The following is a 17323-nucleotide window of genomic DNA, read 5'->3' as shown; positions in this document are numbered from 1 at the left end:
CACGCGCACTGATGGCGGTCTCCCCGTCGTCGAGCGTCCAACAGGCCCGTCAGCTCCTCGCCGATCGGCTTCGCGAACTCCGGGAGCAGGCAGGGCTGACGGGCCGCGACCATGCCCGCGCCTGTGGCTGGCACGGGGCCAAGACTTCGAGGATCGAGAACAACAAGACCGCCCCGTCTGCCGATGACATCCAAACATGGTGCCGCGTCACGGGCGCCGACGACCAGGCCGCTGACCTCGTGGAGTCGCTGCGCGCAGCCGAAGGCATGTTCGTTGAGTGGCGCCGGATGGAGCGCAACGGCCTGCGCCACGCTCAGGAGGCGGTCCGGCCACTCTTCGAGCGGACCCGCCGCTTCCGCGCGTACTCGTCCTGGCTGATTCCCGGCATGATCCAGACGCCGGCCTACATTGAGACTGTCCTTCGGGCGGCACAGCGTCGCCGCGACCTCGCCGACGACGTGGACCAGGCGGTCACGTCGCGGCTGGAGCGACAACGGCTGCTGACCACCAACGGCAAGGTGTTCGCCTTCCTCATCGAAGAGTCCGCGCTGCGAACCGACATCGCCAACGCCGACGTCATGATCGACCAGCTCCGCCACCTCGGAGACGTCGCGGGGATGCCGAACGTCAGCCTGGGCATCGTCCCCATGCGCGCCGACCGCGGACATCGGCCGGTCGAGGGCTTCTGGATCTTCGACAGTTCCCAGGTCAACGTCGAACTGGTATCCGGTCATCTCACCATCACCCAGCAAGGCGAGGTCGCCCTCTACGCCGACACCTTCGCTCAGCTCGCCGAGCTGGCCGTCTACGGCAACGAGGCACGAGCCCTGATACGGGCGGCCGTCAACAGCCTGAGCGGCGCGACCGAGTAGTGCCGCGACTGGCGATCACTCGAACGTGAGTTCAGCTCTGTCCGACATGGTCGCCATACGCTGCCCCATGGAGCGCCGCCATGCCGCTGTTCGCCGAGACCAGCACCGGCAGCCGCCACGCGACGGCGCTCGGTGACGTGTCCGCGTGGCCTGGGTTGGCGTCGGGGTCGGCCAGCGTGTGCTGCGGCGCGCTTGCGCGCCGCCTTGACCGAGTAAAGAAAGTTCTCACCGCGCCTGTCGTCACTGTCGTGTGCTCCGTCGGTTGATGTGCGACACGCGTCCGTCAGTTGATCTGCGACATCGGTCGTGATCGGCACCCTGATTTGGGGCGTCTCCGTGGGGCGTCCCGGACTCGGGGAGGCCGGGATTGGCATTGGTTGTCTTGTCGGTGGTCGAGCAGCGCCTGGACGCTGTGCGGGCACCCCGGCGACCAGCCCGGTCTCGGCGTCACCCTCGCGCGAGGGCTGGCGAGCACGCGGTGGCGTGACTTCGGCGACCTCGACGCCGCCGCGAAGTACCGCTACGAGCAGGCCTACCTGCCCTACAGCCGACTCACCGACGGCACCGTCCACGACTGGTGACGACCGACGCCGCACTGTTGATCCTGCGCGGGTTCGTAGTCCACTCCCGGGGCCGACCTGAGCTTCTCCACCTGGGCGTGTCAGTCACCGGGCCGTTGGTCCGGGACGGAGCCAAGCCGGCGTACGGTGTCGCGGGGCACGGTCCTCCACAGCAGCCAGATCGTCACCAGGTAGAGGACCCAGACGAGCGCCACGAACGTCGCCAGGCTGAATACACCGCTGCGTGCCTCTGCGGTCCATCCACCTTCCTCGGCTACCCCGATGACGGATCCGAACAGGCTAACGACAGTCAGGAGCACCGCCACGCCCATCAGCGCGTAGCGGACGCGCGGCTTCCAGCGCTGTGGCGCCTCGACATCGACGCCGTGATCGGCAAAGAGCCGCAGCCAGCGGAGCCCTTCGGGGTCGACCTGCTTCTCCCGGCGAGCCATCCCCCAACCGGCGACGGCGCTTCCTGCGAGCATGCCTGCTCCGGTTGCCGCCCCGCCGCCGGCCGCCTGCCGAAACGCCGACAGGCCTATCGTCGTCATGCCCAGTCGAGTGGCAGCACTCGGCGTCGCCAGTGTGACGTGATAGCTGCGGCCACCGACCACGACCGTCAGCTGACCGACACGCAGACGGGCGTGCTCGACCTCCACGATCGGCACGTCGAAGACGGTCTTCTCCTGTCCCGACTTGTCCAGTACGACCAAGCGGCAACGCCGATCGACTGTAGCGTCCAGCCGACAGGGCGGTTGGCGGCCGATGGGGATCCGTACATACACGCCGAAGGAACTGAATTCGTCCGACGATGGGGGGCTTCCGGTCTCCATAGGTGGACAGACTATCGACATGGCGGAGCCCTCGGCCGACGTGCCGGTACGACTGTCACGCCCGCCACCGCCCCGATGCGTTGATAGGTGGGTGGCCCTGGAAGGACGCGAGCGGGATCTGCGGGACGTGCGGCACCTAACCCCAGCCGTCCGGGTCTCGCAAGTTGTCGACCAGCTCGTTGATCGGCCGCGACATGCGGCGCGTACGGCCGTGCGCAGCATCAAGGGCCAGCGGCCACGGACCGCGCATAGCGCAGTTCACTAGGCCGACTGTCGCAGATCACCCGACGGAGATCTGTCGCACATCAGGCATCGGATCACACTGTCGTCACAACGAGCCGGCTGGCTGGAGTCGGGGAGCCTCTAGCCGTTTGCTGCGAGCCGGAGCTCCCAGCAGTCGTCGCCCCTATCTGACAACGTCTCCCATGACCACGTCGGGGCGCACGTTGGTGTAGTTGGCGACATCAGCACTGATCTCGGCGCCCTTTTCGGTCATCGCTGCGCCGAACGCTTGGGCGCTCGACACGAGCGCCCAACCAATCGCCTCGAACGGGCCGCTGGTGATCTTGTCGGCGCCCCAGCTCTGACAGTCGTCGCCGAGCGCGGCGGCGAGCATCGGCATGTGCGTCGACGTGTAGTAGTCCATGTCAAACGTCGACTCGTCGGTCTTCGGATAGAGGAACGTCACGCGGGCCATTCGCCGAGTGTCGCATGCTGATCGGGATGGTCCGTTACCCAGACCGCCGGCCGCCACGCCGGTGGTCAGTTGGCTCAGGACCGCTCAGCTGCATGGACGATCGTTGTGCGGATCGCAGCCCAGGGCAGTCGTCGTCACTCATCACAAGCCGTACACCAGCATCGTCGAGCGTGGTTAATTGTCCTTGCCACGCGGGATGCGCCGCATGAGCCGCGTTGATACGAGGGAAGACAATGATCGGCGGTCTACCGCCCGCCGCTCGGGTAGGTCGTGAGCTGCGGTACGTGCGTGCTGATGTCGAGGCGTGGTTTGCGGCACAGTTCGGGGCTGCGTGATGGGCCGCGCGCCGCTGCCGATACCTGGCGCGGCGTGTTCTGAACCCGACAGCCGCGGGCCTGCTCGATGACGCCCTACAGACGACGGTGGTGGAAAACCATGGGTAAAGCATGGCCTCTGCTGCTGGTCGCGCTGGGTCGAGTCGCTGACCTGCTGTGGAGTGGGCCCCCAGGGGATCGAACCCTGAACCCGCGGATTAAAAGTCCGCTGCTCTGCCAATTGAGCTAGAGGCCCCGCGGACAGGCTACCCAGTCGCGCCCCGGGCGGCCGAACGCACGTCACCCCGAACGGCCAGACCTGGCGGATAGGCCTTGACGGCCAGGACACAGGGAGTTCATATCGACGCTACGGATCGGACACCTCGGGACAGGCAGAATGCAGAACATACTGGACAGCGTTGATCCCTTAATCGGCACCGGGGCCACGGACCTGCCGCCCGCCCAGGGTCTGGCCGCGACGTGGTGGTGGCCGAAGGCGCAGGTCGGCAACACCCATCCCGGCGCGAGCTACCCGCTGGGCATGGTGTCGGCGTGCGCCTACTCCGGCGCGTACCCGACCGGCTACGGGGTCTACCGCATCAGCACCGAGGGCCAGCCGACGCAGCTGTACGACCGGAACCAGGCGTCCGGGTTCACGCACTTCCAGCAGTCCGGCACCGGCGCGATCCGCAAGTACTACAACTACTTCCGCGTCACCCCGATGATCGAGCCGCTGGACGCGCTCGGCACGCTGTGGAACCTGCACGACGAGGTCGCGGAGCCGGGGTACTACGCGGCGACGCTCGACACCAGCGTCAGGTGCGAGGTGACCGTCGGCGCGAAGACGGCCGTCCACCGGTACACGTTCCCCGAGAGCCGCAGCGCCCGCGTCGTCGTCGACTTCTCGTACGGCGGGCTGGCCATCGAGCATGGCCGGACGGTGCCGCTGCGCGCCCACATGCAGAGCCTGGGCCGCGGGCAGGCCGAGGGCACGCTGGTGATGGAGGGCGTGCCGCTGTCGGTGTTCATCGAGGCCGACACCCCTGACTGGCGGCAACTGCTGTGGTACGACCGCCGCCTGGTCGACGGCGGGACGCGGCTGGACTTCGACTACATCCGGCGGACGACGCTGCGGCCGTTCGGGCTGATCCTCATGGGGCCGGCGGCCGCCGGGCAGACGGTGGAGCTGAAGATGGGCTTCTCGCTGCGCGGGACGGAGCAGGCGCGGGCCAACCTGGACGACGAGCTGGGGCTGGGCCGCACCCGGTTCGACAAGTGCCGGTCGCGCACGCGCAAGAAGTGGTCGTCGCACTTCGACCAGGTGAAGGTCGACGGCGGGACGGAGGCGCGGCGGACGGTCTTCGCCACCAGCCTGTACCACTCGCTGATCAAGCCGTGCTTCGCCGACGACGAGAGCCCGTTCTGGCCGACGCCCGGGCCGTTCGTGTTCGACATCTGCACGATGTGGGACATCTACAAGACGCAGATCCCGCTGATCACGGCGCTGGCGCCACGTCGGGGCGCGGCGCTGCTGGAGTCGCTGATCCGGGTGTGCGAGGAAGAGGGCAACTTCCCGATCGGCTACCGCATGGCCAAGGGTGCGGACCGGTTCTTCCGCCAGGGCAGCGCGCTGGCGCACACGGCGCTCGCCGACGGGTACCTGCTCGGCCTGGACGGCATCGACTGGGACTGGGCGCTGGTGCACATGCAGGACGACCTGCGCCGGGTGTACGGCGAGGACTTCCTCGAGAAGGACGTCGTGCATCCGGTGACGCACACGCTCGACCTCGCCTACGGCTACCACTGCACGTCGCTCATCGCCCGCGGCCTCGGCGACCGCCGGCTGGCCGACGAGCTGGAGCGGCGGGCCAAGCACTGGGCCAACGCGTTCGAGCCGGAGACCGGGCTGCTGGCGAAGTCGACGTACTACGAGGGCGGCCGGTGGAACTACTCGTTCCGGCTGCTGCACGACATGGCCGGGCGGATCGAGCTGGCCGGCGGCGACGACCGGTTCGTCGAGCTGCTCGACGCGTTCTTCGGCTACGGTCAGCCGCCGGTCCGGCAGCTCGGCACGCCGCCGTTCGCCGACGAGTACCGCGCCGGCGCCGCGCTTCACCGGTTCGAGGGCCTCAACAACGAGCCTGACATGGAGGCGCCCTGGGCGTACCACTACGCGGGCCGGCCGGACCGGACCGCGCAGATCGTCCAGGCGGCGCTCGCGTACCAGTTCGCGCCGACCCGCGGCGGGCTGCCCGGCAACGACGACTCCGGCGCTCTGAGCTCGTGGTACGTGTGGGCGTCACTGGGCTTGTTCCCCGTCGCCGGGCAGAATCTGTTCCTGGTGAACGCGCCGGCATTCGCCACCGCCAGCCTCGAGATCGGCGGCAACGAGTTCCTCATCGAGACGATCGGACACCGCGAGACGCCGATCAGCTACGAGACGGGAACTGCACCGGCACCGCAGTTCGTACAATCGGCAACTTTCAACGGCAAGCCGCTCGACGGCGGATTCATCACGGGAAACGAGCTGCACGGCGGTGGCCGCCTGCAGATCGAACTGGGTCCGGAACCCTCGGCCTGGGCGACGAAGGAGCGTCCGCCGTCGGTCTCGGACCGTACTGACGGTTAGCAGACTCGGAGGTGTTGCCATGAGCCGACCCACCCGCCGCTTGGTGATCGTCGTCCGCGCCGATCCGGTGATCTGCGGTCATTCGGGCGAGGCTCGCAACCTCGCCGAAGTCGCGCTCACCAGAGGGTTCGACGACGTCCGCATCGTGACGTGGCCGATACCCGCCCTTCAGGCGGCCGGCCTGCCGCTCAAGCCGCTGGACTCCATCCTCCCGTACAGCCCGGGCATCACCGTCGAGCGGCCCGAGCCGGTCGGCGACTATCGCGTCCCGGACGGACGGTACCTGCTCGGCCTGACCAGCCGGCTCTACGAGCTGTTCACCGACGGCGTCCCGACGGTGTGCATCTCGATGTACCTGTCGCCGCACACGAACGCCGTCGTCGAGGCGTTGCACGGCGCCCGGGCCGGCGGCGCCGGGTTCGGCGTCACGACCATCGCCAAGGCGGTCGGCTCCGACATCACGAACATCGTCCGCACCACCCTCGCCGAGGGCCGGGCCGGCGCCGCGGCCTTCCTGCTGACGACGTTCCTGGCCAACGACGCGTGCGTAGCGGTGTCGGAGTACACCCGCGACCTCATCGTCGAGTCGGCGCTGCAGGTCGACGCCGTCTGCGGGACCCGATTCGCCGCCGAGTGCGCCGCCCGCGTCAGCGTCAGCTACCCGCCCATCGACACCGCCGCGTACGTCGACCTCGACCCCGCCGCCGTCGACGCGGCGCTGGCCCGCCGTGGCCTGCGCCGCGACGGGTACGTGCTGTTCCTGTCGCGGGTCACGCTGGCGAAAGGCGTCGACGACCTTGTCGCGGCCTATCAGGCGTCGGCCGGACGCGAGCACGTCAGGCTCGTCATCGCCGGCACCGGGCCCGAGCTGGCTCAGCTGCGGGCGCTGGCTGCCGGCGACGACCGCATCGACTTCCTCACCGACGTCAGCGACGAGGAGAAGCCGCTGCTGATGACCGGGAGCGCCGCGTTCGTGCTGCCCAGCAAGCCGCGGCCGGAGTTCGTCGAGACGTTCGGCATCGCGCTGGTCGAGGCGATGCTGGCCGGCGGCGGACCGGTCATCACGACGACGACGGGCGGCATTCCCGAGTCGGTCGGCGGCACCGCCATCGAGGTCGCGGCCGGCGACCCGGCCGGGCTCGCGGCGGCCATCGACCGCGCGGTGCTCGAGCTGACGCCCGAGGACCGGCAGGCGGCGGCGCTGCGGGCGCGGGCGTACGCGATGCGGTTCGACCGCGTGCAGGTCTTCGACGGGCTGATCGACGGCCTCGCCGTCCCGGCCGGCTGACTATGCGGAGGACCTGACAGAACGCTGACAATACCTGGCGGAAAATCGTGCGAAGTCTGTCAGTGGCTCCGGGTTGAATGGTCTCCACGCCGGACGGGCACATCCGGTCCGGCGTGGTGACCTCGAAGGAGTAGCTGCCCGATGACAACGCTCGACGTCTCCGCTGTCCGCACCCGCTTCACCGGCCAGGTCGTCGCTCCGGGCGACGACGGCTACGACGGCGCCCGCGCCATCTTCTACGGCGGCCTCGACCCCAAGCCGGCCGTCGTCATCCACCCGTCCGACCCCGCCGAGGTGGCCGGTGTCATCGCGCTGGCCCGCGAGACCGGCCTCGAGCTCTCCGTCCGCTGCGGCGGGCACAGCGTCGCCGGCCATAGTGTCGTCGACGGCGGCATCGTCCTCGACCTCAGGCACCTGCGCGCCATCGCCATCGACGTCGAGGAACGCACCGTGTGGGCGCAGGCCGGCCTGACGGCGGGCGACGTCACCAAGGCGGTCGCCGAGCACGGGCTGGCCATCGGCTTCGGCGACACCGGCACCGTCGGCATCGGCGGCATCACCACCGGTGGCGGCGTCGGCTACCTGTCCCGTAAGCACGGCCTGACCATCGACAACGTGCTGGCCGCCGAGGTCGTCACCGCCGACGGCCAGATCCTCGAGGTCGACGCCGACCATCATCCCGACCTCTTCTGGGCCATCCGGGGCGGCGGCGGCAACTTCGGCGTCGTCACCCGGTTCAAGTACCGGCTGCACGAGCTGCCCGGCGTCGTCGGCGGCATGATCCTGCTGCCGGCCACCCCCGAGGTGGTGCACGGCTTCCTCCAGGAGGCGGCCGCCGGACCCGAGGAGCTGTCGGTCATCGTCAACGTCATGCCGGCGCCGCCGATGCCGTTCATCCCCGCCGACGTGCAGGGTTCGCTGGTCGTGCTCGGGCTGGTCTGCTACGCCGGGCCGGCCGACGAGGGCGAGAAGGCGCTGGCGCCCATCCGCGCACTGGCCGAGCCGCTCGCCGACTTCGTCCGGCCCATCGCCTACCCCGAGATGTTCATGGAGGCGGAGGGCGACGAGGAGTACCACCCCACCGCCACCGCTCGCACCCTGTTCGCCGACGAGCTCGACCTCGCCCGCGTCACAGAGGTCATCGAGCGGCTGCGCACCGCGCCGGCGCCCATGCGGGTGACCCAGTTCCGGCCGCTCGGCGGCGCCATCTCCCGCGTCCCCGCCGACGCGACGGCGTACGCCCACCGCGGGCGCGCGTTCATGGTCAACGTCGCCTCGTTCCTCGACGGCCCCGACACCCGGCCCGAACGGGAGCAGTGGGTCCGCGACACCGCCGCGGTCGTCGCCAACGGCGGCCCCGGCGCGTACGTCAACTTCGTCGCCGACGCCAGTGCCGAGTGGGCCCGCGAGGCATACCCGGGCGCCACCTGGGAGCGGCTCGTCCAGGTGAAGCGGCAGTACGACCCCGACAACCTGTTCCGCCACAACGTCAACATCCCGCCGGAGGGCTGACTTCGGGCCGACGCCACCATGATCATGTCCGCTGGCGGTCGCTGGGACGCCGCCAGGGGACATGATCACGCGAGTGTGGGCAGGCTCAGGACGGGGTGTCGGCGAGGTGGGCGTAGGCGCGCTCCCAGTCGGCGAACAGCGCGGCCATCCGCGGGTCGACGGCGGCGAGGGGGACCAGGTGGCGGCGGGTCTCCGCGTAGTAGGCGCGCTGCTTCGCCGGCCGCGGGTGGGTGTGCAGGCGCTGGACGTTGCTGTATCGGTCGGCCAGCTTGAGCCGCAGCGTGTCGGCGGGCAGATCGCGCAGGTGGTCGAGGTAGCGCAGCCGGACGGCGGCGCCGTCCTCGCCTGGCTCCGGCGGCGGCTTCGTGACGGCGTCGACGAGCGTGGCGACCCGCGGGCCGAACCGCTCGGCGACGTCGGCGGAGGTGGCCGGGGTGTCCTCGACGACGTCGTGGAGGAGCGCGGCGGCGAGCAGGTCGGTGTCGGTGACGTCCAACTCAGTGGCGAGGATCTCGGCCACCTCCAGCAGGTGCCGGGTGTACGGCTCGCCGGCCGGCCGGGTCTGCCCGGCATGGTGTTCCGCGGCGAACGCGTACGCGTCGGCCAGCCGGTCGAGCTCCGCCCCGGTCAGCCGTGTGGTCAGTGCGGAGCTGGCGTCGTCCCAGGTCAGCCAGGTGCCGAAGGTTCTCATGTGGGAGCGTCGGGCAGCGAAGCGCGGTACTCCGCCCAGCTCGGCAGCGGCTCGGCCGGCGAGTCGCGGCGGACCCGGACGTGTTCGAGCTCGTGCGGGATGCGGCGACGGCGCAGCTCGGCGGCGGCCGCGTTGAGAGCGGCCTGCGCGGCGTCGGCATCGGAATACTGGCGCTCGTCGATGGCGAACGTGGCGACGAGGTCGCCATCGATCGTTCTCAGATGCCCGATCCACACCCACGCATGGCTCATGTCAGTCAACGCCGTTCCTGGTCTCGTCCTGGTCGAGCGCGGCCGCCTCGGCCTGCATGCCGCGGATGCGGTCGCGCTCCTGGTCGCTGACGGGTACGTACGGCTTGTAGACGGTGTTGTGCTCGAGGTCCGCGGCGATCGAGGCTCGTTGCGTGGTCAACTGTAGTTCGAACGGGTACGCGAGCCCGCCGACCCGCGCGACCAGGATGAACGGCACCACGCGGTAGGCCGGGTTGTGCGGCTTCGGATCGGTGTACCGGTTCTCCCAGTCCAGTACCCGGCCGTCGTCGCTGGTGCCGAAGCGCTCCACCACGGCGCCAACCAGCGCTGCGAGGTCGGCGGTGCCGGCGACGGTGATCCGCGCGCCCACGGCGTCGAGCACGTCGCCCACGCGGTAGCCGGCGCGGCCCGGGCGGTTCTTCGCGCCGGCGGACATCCGCCGGACCTTCTCGACGAGGCCGTCCGGGTCCTTGACGCGCGAGCTGACGGCCGCGTCCGGGTAAGCCGCGGCCAGCGAGCTCAGTTCGGCGAACACACGTGGCTCGACCTCCTCGACCAGGCGGCGCACGTAGTCGTCGAGCAGCACGAGCTGCTCCGCAGTGGGGTCGGCGCCGACGCAGCGGCCGGGGTCGGCGAGGACGGCGGCGGCGACGAACAGCTCCTTGCGGGACCGGCCGTCCGAGGCGACCAGCGCATCGGAGGGCACCGGAGCGAACAACGGGCCGCGCCCGGGATGCGCCGCGACGTAGTCGCCCAGGCTCCGGCCGGCCAGCGCGCGTCCGTCGGCCAGCTCGCCGAGGATCGTCAGCGCGCCACCCCGCCGCTCGGGGTCGCGGAGCGCGCGGGTCAGGTCCAGCGAGTGCGCGGTGTCGGCCAGCAGCCGGGCCACCAGGGCGGCGACGTCCGGATGCGGTCCGGCCAGCGCGGATCGAACGGCCGCGACGGCGTCGTCCACCGGCCGCCGCGGCGCGGAAGGCGACGCGGCCACCGGCGCCGCAGCCCCCGGCGAGGGCCGGCGCAGCGCCTCCAGCTCGCCGGCGGCCGACGAGAGCACGCCGGACACGTCGCCGCCGAGCCGCTGGAGGTCGTCCTGCAGCCGCCGGTGTGCGTCGTCGAGCGCGGTCAGCATCGCCGGGTCGACGTGGCCCCGGGCCTGCTCGAGCAGGCGCCGCAGCTCGGCCAGCTCGGCGCGGACGTGCTCCGCGACCTCGCCGACGGCCGCCGGGACCTCGCGGTCGTGCAGCTCGCTCAGCCCGTCGACGCCGTCCGCGATGGGCCGCTGGCTGTCGCTCTCGCCGCCCGGCATGCGCTCCAGCGTCTCACGACGCGAACAGTCAGTCGTCGATCAGCCGGATGTCGAACTCGCTGATCCGGTCCGGGTCCATGACGATGTCGATCTCGACCACCAAGCCGTCCGCGACGGAGAACGGGAAGACGCCGCGCGGCCGGCCGCCCGCCGTCCAGACCAGGCCGATCGCGCCGTCGATCAGCGCTCGCTGAGTGCTCCGCGCCCGGTTCAGGAACACGTCCGCGACCGCCTGCGGCCCATGCATCAGGCTGCCCAGGGGCGCGGCGCCGCGGGACCTGGCGGCGAGGGAGAGGTCGACGGCGACGTCGTCCGCCCGCATGACGACGTCCGGGTCCAGCACCGCGAGCAGCGCCTCGAAGTCGCCCTGGCGCGACGCCGCCGTGAACGCGTCGAGCACGAGACGCTGCCGCCGGACGTCGTCCGCGTCCGGCGGCCGCGTCGCCGCGCCCACACCCTGCACCCGCCGCCGGGCCCGGCTGGCCAGCTGCCGGGCGGCCGTCGGCGAGCGGCCGACCAGCGGCGCGATCTCGTCGAACGGGACGGCGAACAGGTCGTGCAGGACGAACGCCAGCCGCTCGGTCGGCGCCAGCGTGTCCAGCACCACCAGCAACGCCGGGCCGACCGCGTCGGCCAGCAGCACCTCGCGTTCCGGATCGACCCCGTTCACCGCGGCGGCCGGGCCTGGCGGCTCCGTCGTCAGCGGCTGCTCGCGGCGCGCCGTCCGCGACCGCAGCATGTCCAGGCAGACCCGGGCGACCACGGTGGTCAGCCAGCCGCCCAGGTTGTCGACGCCGTTGGTCCCGGCGCGGGCCACCCGCAGCCACGACTCCTGAACGGCGTCCTCGGCCTCGCTCGTCGAACCCAGCATCCGGAAGGCCACGGCGCGCAGGTGCGTGCGGTGGCTCTCGAACTGTCCTGCCAGCCAGTCGTCCTCGCCCATCGGTCACATTCCTTCGTCGCGGTCCGTCAGTGCGCTGACGAATGAAAGGCGGCAGGTGTGACAAGCGGATCTGGACGGATGTGATGATGATGCGTCGATGGGCTGAGTTCGTGCTGGCACATCGCCGGTGGGTCGTGGCGTTCTGGGCGCTGGTCCTGGTCGCGGGCGCCATGGCGTCCGGGCCGGCCAACGAACGGCTGACCACCGACTTCTCGCTGCCCGGTGAGCCCGGCGCCGAGACCGCCGAGCGGATCGAAGAGCGGTTCGGCAGCGGCGGCAGCACGGCGCCGTACCTGGTGTCGTTCACCGCCCCGGACGGCGCGGACGCCGCTGACGGCGCGGAAGGCTCCGCGGCCGCGTTCGACGAGGTGGGGCGGGCGCTCCCGGACGTGCGGCTGCTGCATGCCGGCAACACCGGCGACGACGCGTTCCTGACCGAGGACGGCCGGACGTCGTTCGCGCTGCTGTTCTGGCGGTGGGACGAGTCGGCGACGGGGCTGCCGACCGAGCAGATCAGGGCTGCGCTGGAGGCCGCCGCGCCCGCCGGTGCGTCCGTCGGCGTCACGGGCTACGACGCGCTCGCCGCCGGCTCGGAGGAGGAGGAGGGCTGGGGCGTCCTGGCGGAGGTGCTGGTCGGCTCGGTCGGCGCGCTGGCGGTGCTGGCGTTCGTGTTCGCCTCGCTGCTGGCCTTCCTGCCGTTGGTGGTGGCGGCCGCGTCGATCCTGGCGACGTTCGTGCTGCTGCTGGGGTTGACCTACCTCGGCGAGTTCTCCGCGCTGGTGTCGTTCCTGATCGCGCTGATCGGGCTGGGCGTGGCGATCGACTACTCGCTGCTGCTGGTGACCCGGTGGCGGGAGGAGCGCCACCACGGCCGCGACAACCACGACGCGGTGCGGGTGGCGATGCAGACCGCCGGGCGGGCCGTGCTGGTCAGCGGCGGGACGGTGGCGATCGGGCTGATCTCGCTGCTGGTGCTGCCGGTGCCGTTCATGCGCAGCGTCGGCATCGCCGGTGCGCTGATCCCGCTGGCCAGCGTCGCCGCGACGCTGAGCCTGACGCCCGCCCTGCTGGGCGGGATCGGCCCACGGGTGGACTGGCCCCGGGTGCGCCGCGAGCGCACCGCGAGCCGGGCGTGGACCGCCTGGGCGACCCGGGTGGTCCGGGCGCGGTGGGCGGCGGCCGGCGCCTCGGTCGCCATCCTCGCCGCGCTGGTCGGGGCGTTCTTCGGGCTGCGGATCGGACTCGCGTCCACGGAGTCGCTGGCCCAGAACGGACCGGCGTACGAGGCGCTGCACCAGTTGACCGACGGCGGCGTCGTGCCGGGTCACCTGACCCCGGTCGAGGTGCTGGTGTCCTCCGGCGAGGCCGAGGCGGTGGCCGGCGAGCTGGCGCGGGTCGACGGCATCGACCGGGCGCTGGTGCCGACGGACGAGGCGAGCAACCGCGACGGCGAGACCGTCATCGCGCTGATCCCCGACGCCGAGACCGTCGACTCCACCAGCGTCGACGTCGTCGACCGGGTGGCCGAACGGGCCGGCGACCTCGACGGCGTGCTCGGCGTGTCCGGCGTCGGCGCCGTGCAGCTGGACTTCATGGACGCCGTCTACGGCAACTTCCTGCTGATGCTCGCGCTGATCGCGCTGCTCACGTACGTGCTGCTGGTGCGGGCGTTCCGGTCGCTGCTGCTGCCGTTGAAGGCGGTGCTGCTGAACCTGCTCTCGCTCGGCGCCGCGTACGGCCTGGTGGTGCTGTTCTGGCAGTACGGCTACGGGTCGGACGCCGTGTTCGGCATCCCGGAGACCGGCGCGATCACGTTCTGGGTGCCGCTGCTGATCTTCGCGTTCCTGTACGGGCTGTCGATGGACTACGAGGTGTTCATCCTGGCCCGGATCAGAGAGGAGTACGAGGCCACCGGCTCCACCGACCAGGCGGTCGTCCAGGGGATCGGGCGCACCGGGCGGCTCGTGACCAGCGCGGCGTTGATCCTGTTCTTGGCCTTCGCCGCCCTGGCCGCCAGCCCGGCCACCGACCTCAAGGTCATGGCGACCGGGCTCGGCTTCGGCATCCTGCTCGACGCGACGATCATCCGGTCGCTGCTCACGCCGGCGCTGGTGTCGCTGTTCGGGACGTGGAACTGGTACCTGCCGGACTGGACGGCGCGGCTGCTGCGCGTCGCGCCGTCCCGGCCCGCCGCGGCGGAGCCGGAACCCCGTCCGGTCCGGACCGCGACGTGACGGCCGTCAGGTCAGCGTGCCGGCCCGCCAGTTGGTGACGAAGTCCGGGTTCGCGTCCAGCCACTGGGAGACGGCGCCGGCGTTGTCCTCGCGGTTGTTCTGCACGACCATGAGGTCCTCGATCTCCAGCAGCTGCTCGTTGGAGAGGTAGAGGTTGCGGATCAGCTGGGCGGCGTTCGGGAACTCCTCGTGGAAGCCCGGACGACCGAGGCTGTAGAGCCGCTCGGCCTCGCCGAGCGCGCCCTCCGGGTCCTCCAGGTCGCGGATGTCGTAGGCCGCGTACGCCCAGTGCGGGTGCCACAGCGTGACGGCGATGTCGTCGCCCGCGGCCATCGCGCTGTCCAGCTCGGCGAGCATGGCCGGCGACGACGACGTCGGGAAGTCCCAGTCCTCCAGGCCGTACGTGGGGATGACCTCGTCCTGCGTCGTGGTGGTCAGCCCGGCGCCGGGCTCGATGCCGACCAGCCGGTTGCCGTACGCGTCGGCCTGGTCGCCCAGGTCGGCGAGGGACTGGGCCGGCGAGTCGGCGTTGACGGCGATCGTCAGGAAGCCCTCGTCGAACCAGCAGCCGACGTCCTCGAGGTCGTCACCGAACTGCTCGATGTAGGAGGCGTGCGTGTTGGGCAGCCAGGCGTCCATGACGACGTCGATGTCGCCCTGGGCGGCGCCGGTGTAGGCGGGACCGGCTTCCAGCTCCTCGAACTCGACGGTGTAGCCCTGCTCCTCGAGCGCGACCTTCGCCAGCTCGGCCACGACGTAGTTCTCGTCCCAGCCGCTGAACACGCCGATGGTCAGCGCCGTCTCGTCGTCGCCGGTGCCCTCGGCGTCGGGGAGCTCGGCGTCGCCGTCGGCCGGGTCGCAGGCGGCGCTGTCGACGTCGCCGATGGTCTGCACCTCGGCACCGCCGCCGGACCCGCCGGACCCGCTGGATTCGCCGTCAGCCGAGCCGCCGCCGTTGTCGTCGTCGCCGCAACCGGCGAGGACCAGACCGCTCGCGGCCAGACCGGCCAGGAGGGTGAGGGTGGACTTGCGCATGTTTCTCCTCTGTATTCGACTACCAGGCACTCTGGGTTCGAGGACCTACTCGTGAAGCGACGTTCAGGCGCGCACTCTCGACGCCCGGACGACCGGGGCGCGGTCGGCCAGGGCCGAGACCACGCGGTCCAGATAGATGGCCAGCACGACGACGGCCAGACCGGCCTCTACGCCGCGGCCCACGTTGAGCGACTGCAGGCCGGACACCACGTCCAGACCCAGTCCGGCCGCGCCGACCATGGCCGCGAGGACCACCATCGACAGCGACAGCATGATGACCTGGTTGATCCCGGCCATGATCGTGGGCAGCGCCAGCGGCAGCTGGATCTGCCGCAGGATCCGCGCCGGCGACGACCCGAACGCCTGGCCGGCCTCCACCACCTCGGTGTCGACCTGCCTGATCGCCAGCTCGGTGAACCGGACGCCCGGCGGCATCGCGAACACGATCGTCGAGATCATCCCGGGGACGACGCCGATGCCGAACGCGCCCAGCGTCGGGATCAGGTACACCATGGGCGGCATCGTCTGCATGAAGTCGAGCACCGGCCGCAGCACGTTGCTCACCGGCTGCGACCGCGCCGCCCAGATGCCCAGCGGCACCGCGATCGCCGTCGCGATGAACGCGGCCACCAGCACCAGCGACAGCGTCTGCATGGCGCCGTCCCAGCGGTCCATCGCCGCGACGAGATAGAAGCCGACGACGGTGACGACGGCGAACCGCCACGACCGCACCAGCCAGCCGAGTCCGGCGAACAGCGCGATCATGACGAGGAACGGCGGCGCGCTGAGCACGTCGAAGACCCCGTTGTAGGCGCCCTCGAGCACGGAGCCGATGACGTCGAGGACCGGCTGGAAGGTCTCGGTGAACCAGTCGAACGCGTCGGAGATCCAGGTGCCGACCTCAAGGCGCGGGTCCAGCGGGTCGAAGGACTCGCTCATCGGACCACCTCCGCCTCGGGCAGCGCCTCCGCCAGGCTGGCCATCGCGGCGAGCAGGGTCACCCGCGGGATGACGCCCAGCTGCCGGCCGTCGCCGTCGACCACCGCGAGCGGCTGGTCCGACCCGGCCGACGCCGCGAACAGCTCGGCCAGCGGCGTGTCGGGGCGGACGGAGGTGACGTCGCCGGCGCTCGCCTCGAGTGGCGCGGGCACCATGACGCTGGACGCGGTGAGCACGCGCGTGCGGTCTACGTCGGCGACGAATCGGGCGACGTAGTCGTCGGCGGGGTCGCGCAGCACCTCTTCCGCGGTCCCGACCTGCACGATCCGGCCGTCGCGCATGACCGCGACGCGATCGCCGAGCCGCATGGCCTCGTTGAGGTCGTGGGTGATGAAGACGACCGTCTTGCCCAGGCGCGCCTGCAGCTCCAGCAGCTGGTCCTGCATCTCGCGGCGGATCAGCGGGTCCAGCGCCGAGAACGCCTCGTCCATCAGCATGATCTCGCTGCCGGCGGCGAGCGCGCGGGCCAGCCCGACCCGCTGCTTCATGCCGCCGGACAGCTGGGCCGGATAGCGGTCCTCCCAGCCGCTCAGGCCGACCAGTTCCAGCGCCTCGGCGGCGCCGGCCCGCTGCTCGTCCTTCGACCTGCCCTGGACGTCCAGCGCGTAGGCCGCGTTCTCGGCGACGGTGCGGTGCGGGAGCAGGGCGAAGTGCTGGAAGACCATGCTGATCTTCTGCTGCCGCAGCCGGCGCAGCTCGGCCGCGTCGATGCCGGAGAGGTCGACGCCGTCGACGTGGACCTGGCCGGCTGTCGGTTCGAGCAGGCCGTTGAGCATCCTGATCAGCGTCGATTTGCCCGAGCCGGAGAGTCCCATGACGACGAAGATCTCGCCCGGCTGGACCTCGAAGCTCGCGTCGATCACCGCCGGGGTCGCACCCTGCGCGACGACGTCAGCGCGGCCGGCGCCGGCTCGGAGCCGTTGAACGGCGTCGTCGGCGTCTCGGCCGAAGACCTTGAACAGTCCTTCCGCGCGTACCGCGGTCACGCCCTCCCCTTCGTTCGTCTGCCACGCGACGCACCGGGTTCACCGGGCGCGCTTCGGCGCCCATGGATCGAGGCGGCCGGTGAGCCACGCGACGAGCGACGCGAGCGGGGACGAAAGCGGCACCGCGGGCTTGAGCCCGCACCGTCGGCCGACAACCCCAACCGCGTCTGGTC

Annotated in this window: 15 protein-coding genes and 1 tRNA gene; 6 read left to right on the top strand and 10 right to left on the bottom strand. The window is 71.1% G+C overall.

Annotated elements, in window-relative coordinates; genetic code table 11:
- Positions 1 to 11: 11 nt before the first annotated feature.
- Both BLV05_RS01665 and BLV05_RS01660 read left to right on the top strand, forming a co-directional pair.
- Entirely contained in the window at positions 12 to 872 is an 861-nt protein-coding gene (locus BLV05_RS01665) for a helix-turn-helix domain-containing protein (protein ID WP_046766699.1), read from the top strand.
- A 377-nt stretch (positions 873 to 1249) separates the two neighbouring features.
- Entirely contained in the window at positions 1250 to 1453 is a 204-nt protein-coding gene (locus tag BLV05_RS01660; RefSeq protein ID WP_046766701.1) for a hypothetical protein, read from the top strand.
- An 80-nt stretch (positions 1454 to 1533) separates the two neighbouring features.
- Here the strand turns inward: BLV05_RS01660 and BLV05_RS01655 are convergent, their stop codons facing one another.
- The 3 genes from BLV05_RS01655 to BLV05_RS01640 all read right to left on the bottom strand — a co-directional run bounded on the left by BLV05_RS01655 (position 1534) and on the right by BLV05_RS01640 (position 3532).
- The gene (locus tag BLV05_RS01655; protein ID WP_046766702.1) at positions 1534 to 2145 is read right to left on the bottom strand and encodes a hypothetical protein; all 612 of its coding nucleotides are present in this window, start codon (positions 2143 to 2145) and stop codon (positions 1534 to 1536) included.
- Between the two features lie 526 nt (positions 2146 to 2671).
- Entirely contained in the window at positions 2672 to 2962 is a 291-nt protein-coding gene (locus tag BLV05_RS01650) for an EthD family reductase (protein WP_046773033.1), read from the bottom strand.
- Positions 2963 to 3459: 497 nt separating this feature from the next.
- Positions 3460 to 3532 (bottom strand) — tRNA-Lys (locus BLV05_RS01640).
- Between the two features lie 141 nt (positions 3533 to 3673).
- Between BLV05_RS01640 and BLV05_RS01635 the strand changes: the two genes are divergently transcribed.
- The 3 genes from BLV05_RS01635 (at position 3674) to BLV05_RS01625 (ending at position 8705) form a co-directional block, all read left to right on the top strand.
- The gene (locus tag BLV05_RS01635) at positions 3674 to 5905 is read left to right on the top strand and encodes a glycoside hydrolase domain-containing protein (RefSeq protein WP_082155866.1); all 2232 of its coding nucleotides are present in this window, start codon (positions 3674 to 3676) and stop codon (positions 5903 to 5905) included.
- A gap of 19 nt (positions 5906 to 5924) precedes the next feature.
- Positions 5925 to 7193, top strand: coding sequence for a glycosyltransferase (locus BLV05_RS01630; RefSeq protein ID WP_046773034.1), 1269 nt, complete (start codon positions 5925 to 5927; stop codon positions 7191 to 7193).
- A gap of 141 nt (positions 7194 to 7334) precedes the next feature.
- Positions 7335 to 8705, top strand: coding sequence for an FAD-binding oxidoreductase (locus tag BLV05_RS01625; protein ID WP_046773035.1), 1371 nt, complete (start codon positions 7335 to 7337; stop codon positions 8703 to 8705).
- Positions 8706 to 8790: 85 nt separating this feature from the next.
- Here the strand turns inward: BLV05_RS01625 and BLV05_RS01620 are convergent, their stop codons facing one another.
- The 4 genes from BLV05_RS01620 to BLV05_RS01605 are packed head-to-tail and all read right to left on the bottom strand — an operon-like array spanning position 8791 to position 11896.
- Positions 8791 to 9396, bottom strand: a complete 606-nt coding sequence (locus BLV05_RS01620; RefSeq protein WP_052763222.1) for an HD domain-containing protein — start codon at positions 9394 to 9396, stop codon at positions 8791 to 8793.
- The gene (locus tag BLV05_RS01615) at positions 9393 to 9647 is read right to left on the bottom strand and encodes a hypothetical protein (protein WP_046773036.1); all 255 of its coding nucleotides are present in this window, start codon (positions 9645 to 9647) and stop codon (positions 9393 to 9395) included. Before BLV05_RS01615 ends, BLV05_RS01620 begins: the two co-directional genes overlap by 4 nt.
- Position 9648: 1 nt before the next feature.
- Positions 9649 to 10953: a RelA/SpoT domain-containing protein gene (locus tag BLV05_RS01610; protein ID WP_052763223.1), complete on the bottom strand. Its 1305-nt coding sequence runs from the start codon at positions 10951 to 10953 to the stop codon at positions 9649 to 9651.
- A gap of 28 nt (positions 10954 to 10981) precedes the next feature.
- Positions 10982 to 11896, bottom strand: coding sequence for a sigma-70 family RNA polymerase sigma factor (locus BLV05_RS01605; RefSeq protein WP_046773037.1), 915 nt, complete (start codon positions 11894 to 11896; stop codon positions 10982 to 10984).
- 110 nt (positions 11897 to 12006) lie between these two features.
- Here BLV05_RS01605 and BLV05_RS01600 point away from each other — a divergent pair, with 110 nt between their 5' ends.
- Positions 12007 to 14130 carry an MMPL family transporter gene (locus BLV05_RS01600; protein WP_197683496.1) on the top strand — a complete coding sequence of 708 codons (2124 nt, stop codon included), beginning with the start codon at positions 12007 to 12009 and terminating at the stop codon, positions 14128 to 14130.
- A 6-nt stretch (positions 14131 to 14136) separates the two neighbouring features.
- Here the strand turns inward: BLV05_RS01600 and BLV05_RS01595 are convergent, their stop codons facing one another.
- The 3 genes from BLV05_RS01595 to BLV05_RS01585 form a co-directional block, all read right to left on the bottom strand.
- On the bottom strand, positions 14137 to 15165 hold the full coding sequence (locus BLV05_RS01595; protein WP_046773038.1) for a glycine betaine ABC transporter substrate-binding protein: 1029 nt from the start codon (positions 15163 to 15165) through the stop codon (positions 14137 to 14139).
- A 63-nt stretch (positions 15166 to 15228) separates the two neighbouring features.
- Complete coding sequence (locus BLV05_RS01590; RefSeq protein ID WP_083421258.1) at positions 15229 to 16104, bottom strand: ABC transporter permease; 876 nt, start codon at positions 16102 to 16104, stop codon at positions 15229 to 15231.
- The gene (locus BLV05_RS01585) at positions 16101 to 17150 is read right to left on the bottom strand and encodes a quaternary amine ABC transporter ATP-binding protein (protein ID WP_046772885.1); all 1050 of its coding nucleotides are present in this window, start codon (positions 17148 to 17150) and stop codon (positions 16101 to 16103) included. Before BLV05_RS01585 ends, BLV05_RS01590 begins: the two co-directional genes overlap by 4 nt.
- Positions 17151 to 17323: the final 173 nt, after the last annotated feature.

This window comes from Jiangella alkaliphila (assembly GCF_900105925.1).
Taxonomy (GTDB): domain Bacteria; phylum Actinomycetota; class Actinomycetes; order Jiangellales; family Jiangellaceae; genus Jiangella; species Jiangella alkaliphila.
Note: the sequence above shows the minus strand (reverse complement) of the source record. Positions and strands in the feature narration are given on the sequence as shown.

What these genes read in the sequence shown, in the direction of transcription:
- BLV05_RS01665 (WP_046766699.1), top strand. Translation starts at nt 12, where the DNA reads ATGGCGGTCTCCCCGTCGTCGAGCGTCCAACAGGCCCGTCAGCTCCTC.
- BLV05_RS01650 (WP_046773033.1), bottom strand. Translation starts at nt 2,962, where the DNA reads ATGGCCCGCGTGACGTTCCTCTATCCGAAGACCGACGAGTCGACGTTT.
- BLV05_RS01635 (WP_082155866.1), top strand. Translation starts at nt 3,674, where the DNA reads ATGCAGAACATACTGGACAGCGTTGATCCCTTAATCGGCACCGGGGCC.
- BLV05_RS01630 (WP_046773034.1), top strand. Translation starts at nt 5,925, where the DNA reads ATGAGCCGACCCACCCGCCGCTTGGTGATCGTCGTCCGCGCCGATCCG.
- BLV05_RS01625 (WP_046773035.1), top strand. Translation starts at nt 7,335, where the DNA reads ATGACAACGCTCGACGTCTCCGCTGTCCGCACCCGCTTCACCGGCCAG.
- BLV05_RS01620 (WP_052763222.1), bottom strand. Translation starts at nt 9,396, where the DNA reads ATGAGAACCTTCGGCACCTGGCTGACCTGGGACGACGCCAGCTCCGCA.
- BLV05_RS01615 (WP_046773036.1), bottom strand. Translation starts at nt 9,647, where the DNA reads ATGAGCCATGCGTGGGTGTGGATCGGGCATCTGAGAACGATCGATGGC.
- BLV05_RS01610 (WP_052763223.1), bottom strand. Translation starts at nt 10,953, where the DNA reads ATGCCGGGCGGCGAGAGCGACAGCCAGCGGCCCATCGCGGACGGCGTC.
- BLV05_RS01605 (WP_046773037.1), bottom strand. Translation starts at nt 11,896, where the DNA reads ATGGGCGAGGACGACTGGCTGGCAGGACAGTTCGAGAGCCACCGCACG.
- BLV05_RS01595 (WP_046773038.1), bottom strand. Translation starts at nt 15,165, where the DNA reads ATGCGCAAGTCCACCCTCACCCTCCTGGCCGGTCTGGCCGCGAGCGGT.
- BLV05_RS01590 (WP_083421258.1), bottom strand. Translation starts at nt 16,104, where the DNA reads ATGAGCGAGTCCTTCGACCCGCTGGACCCGCGCCTTGAGGTCGGCACC.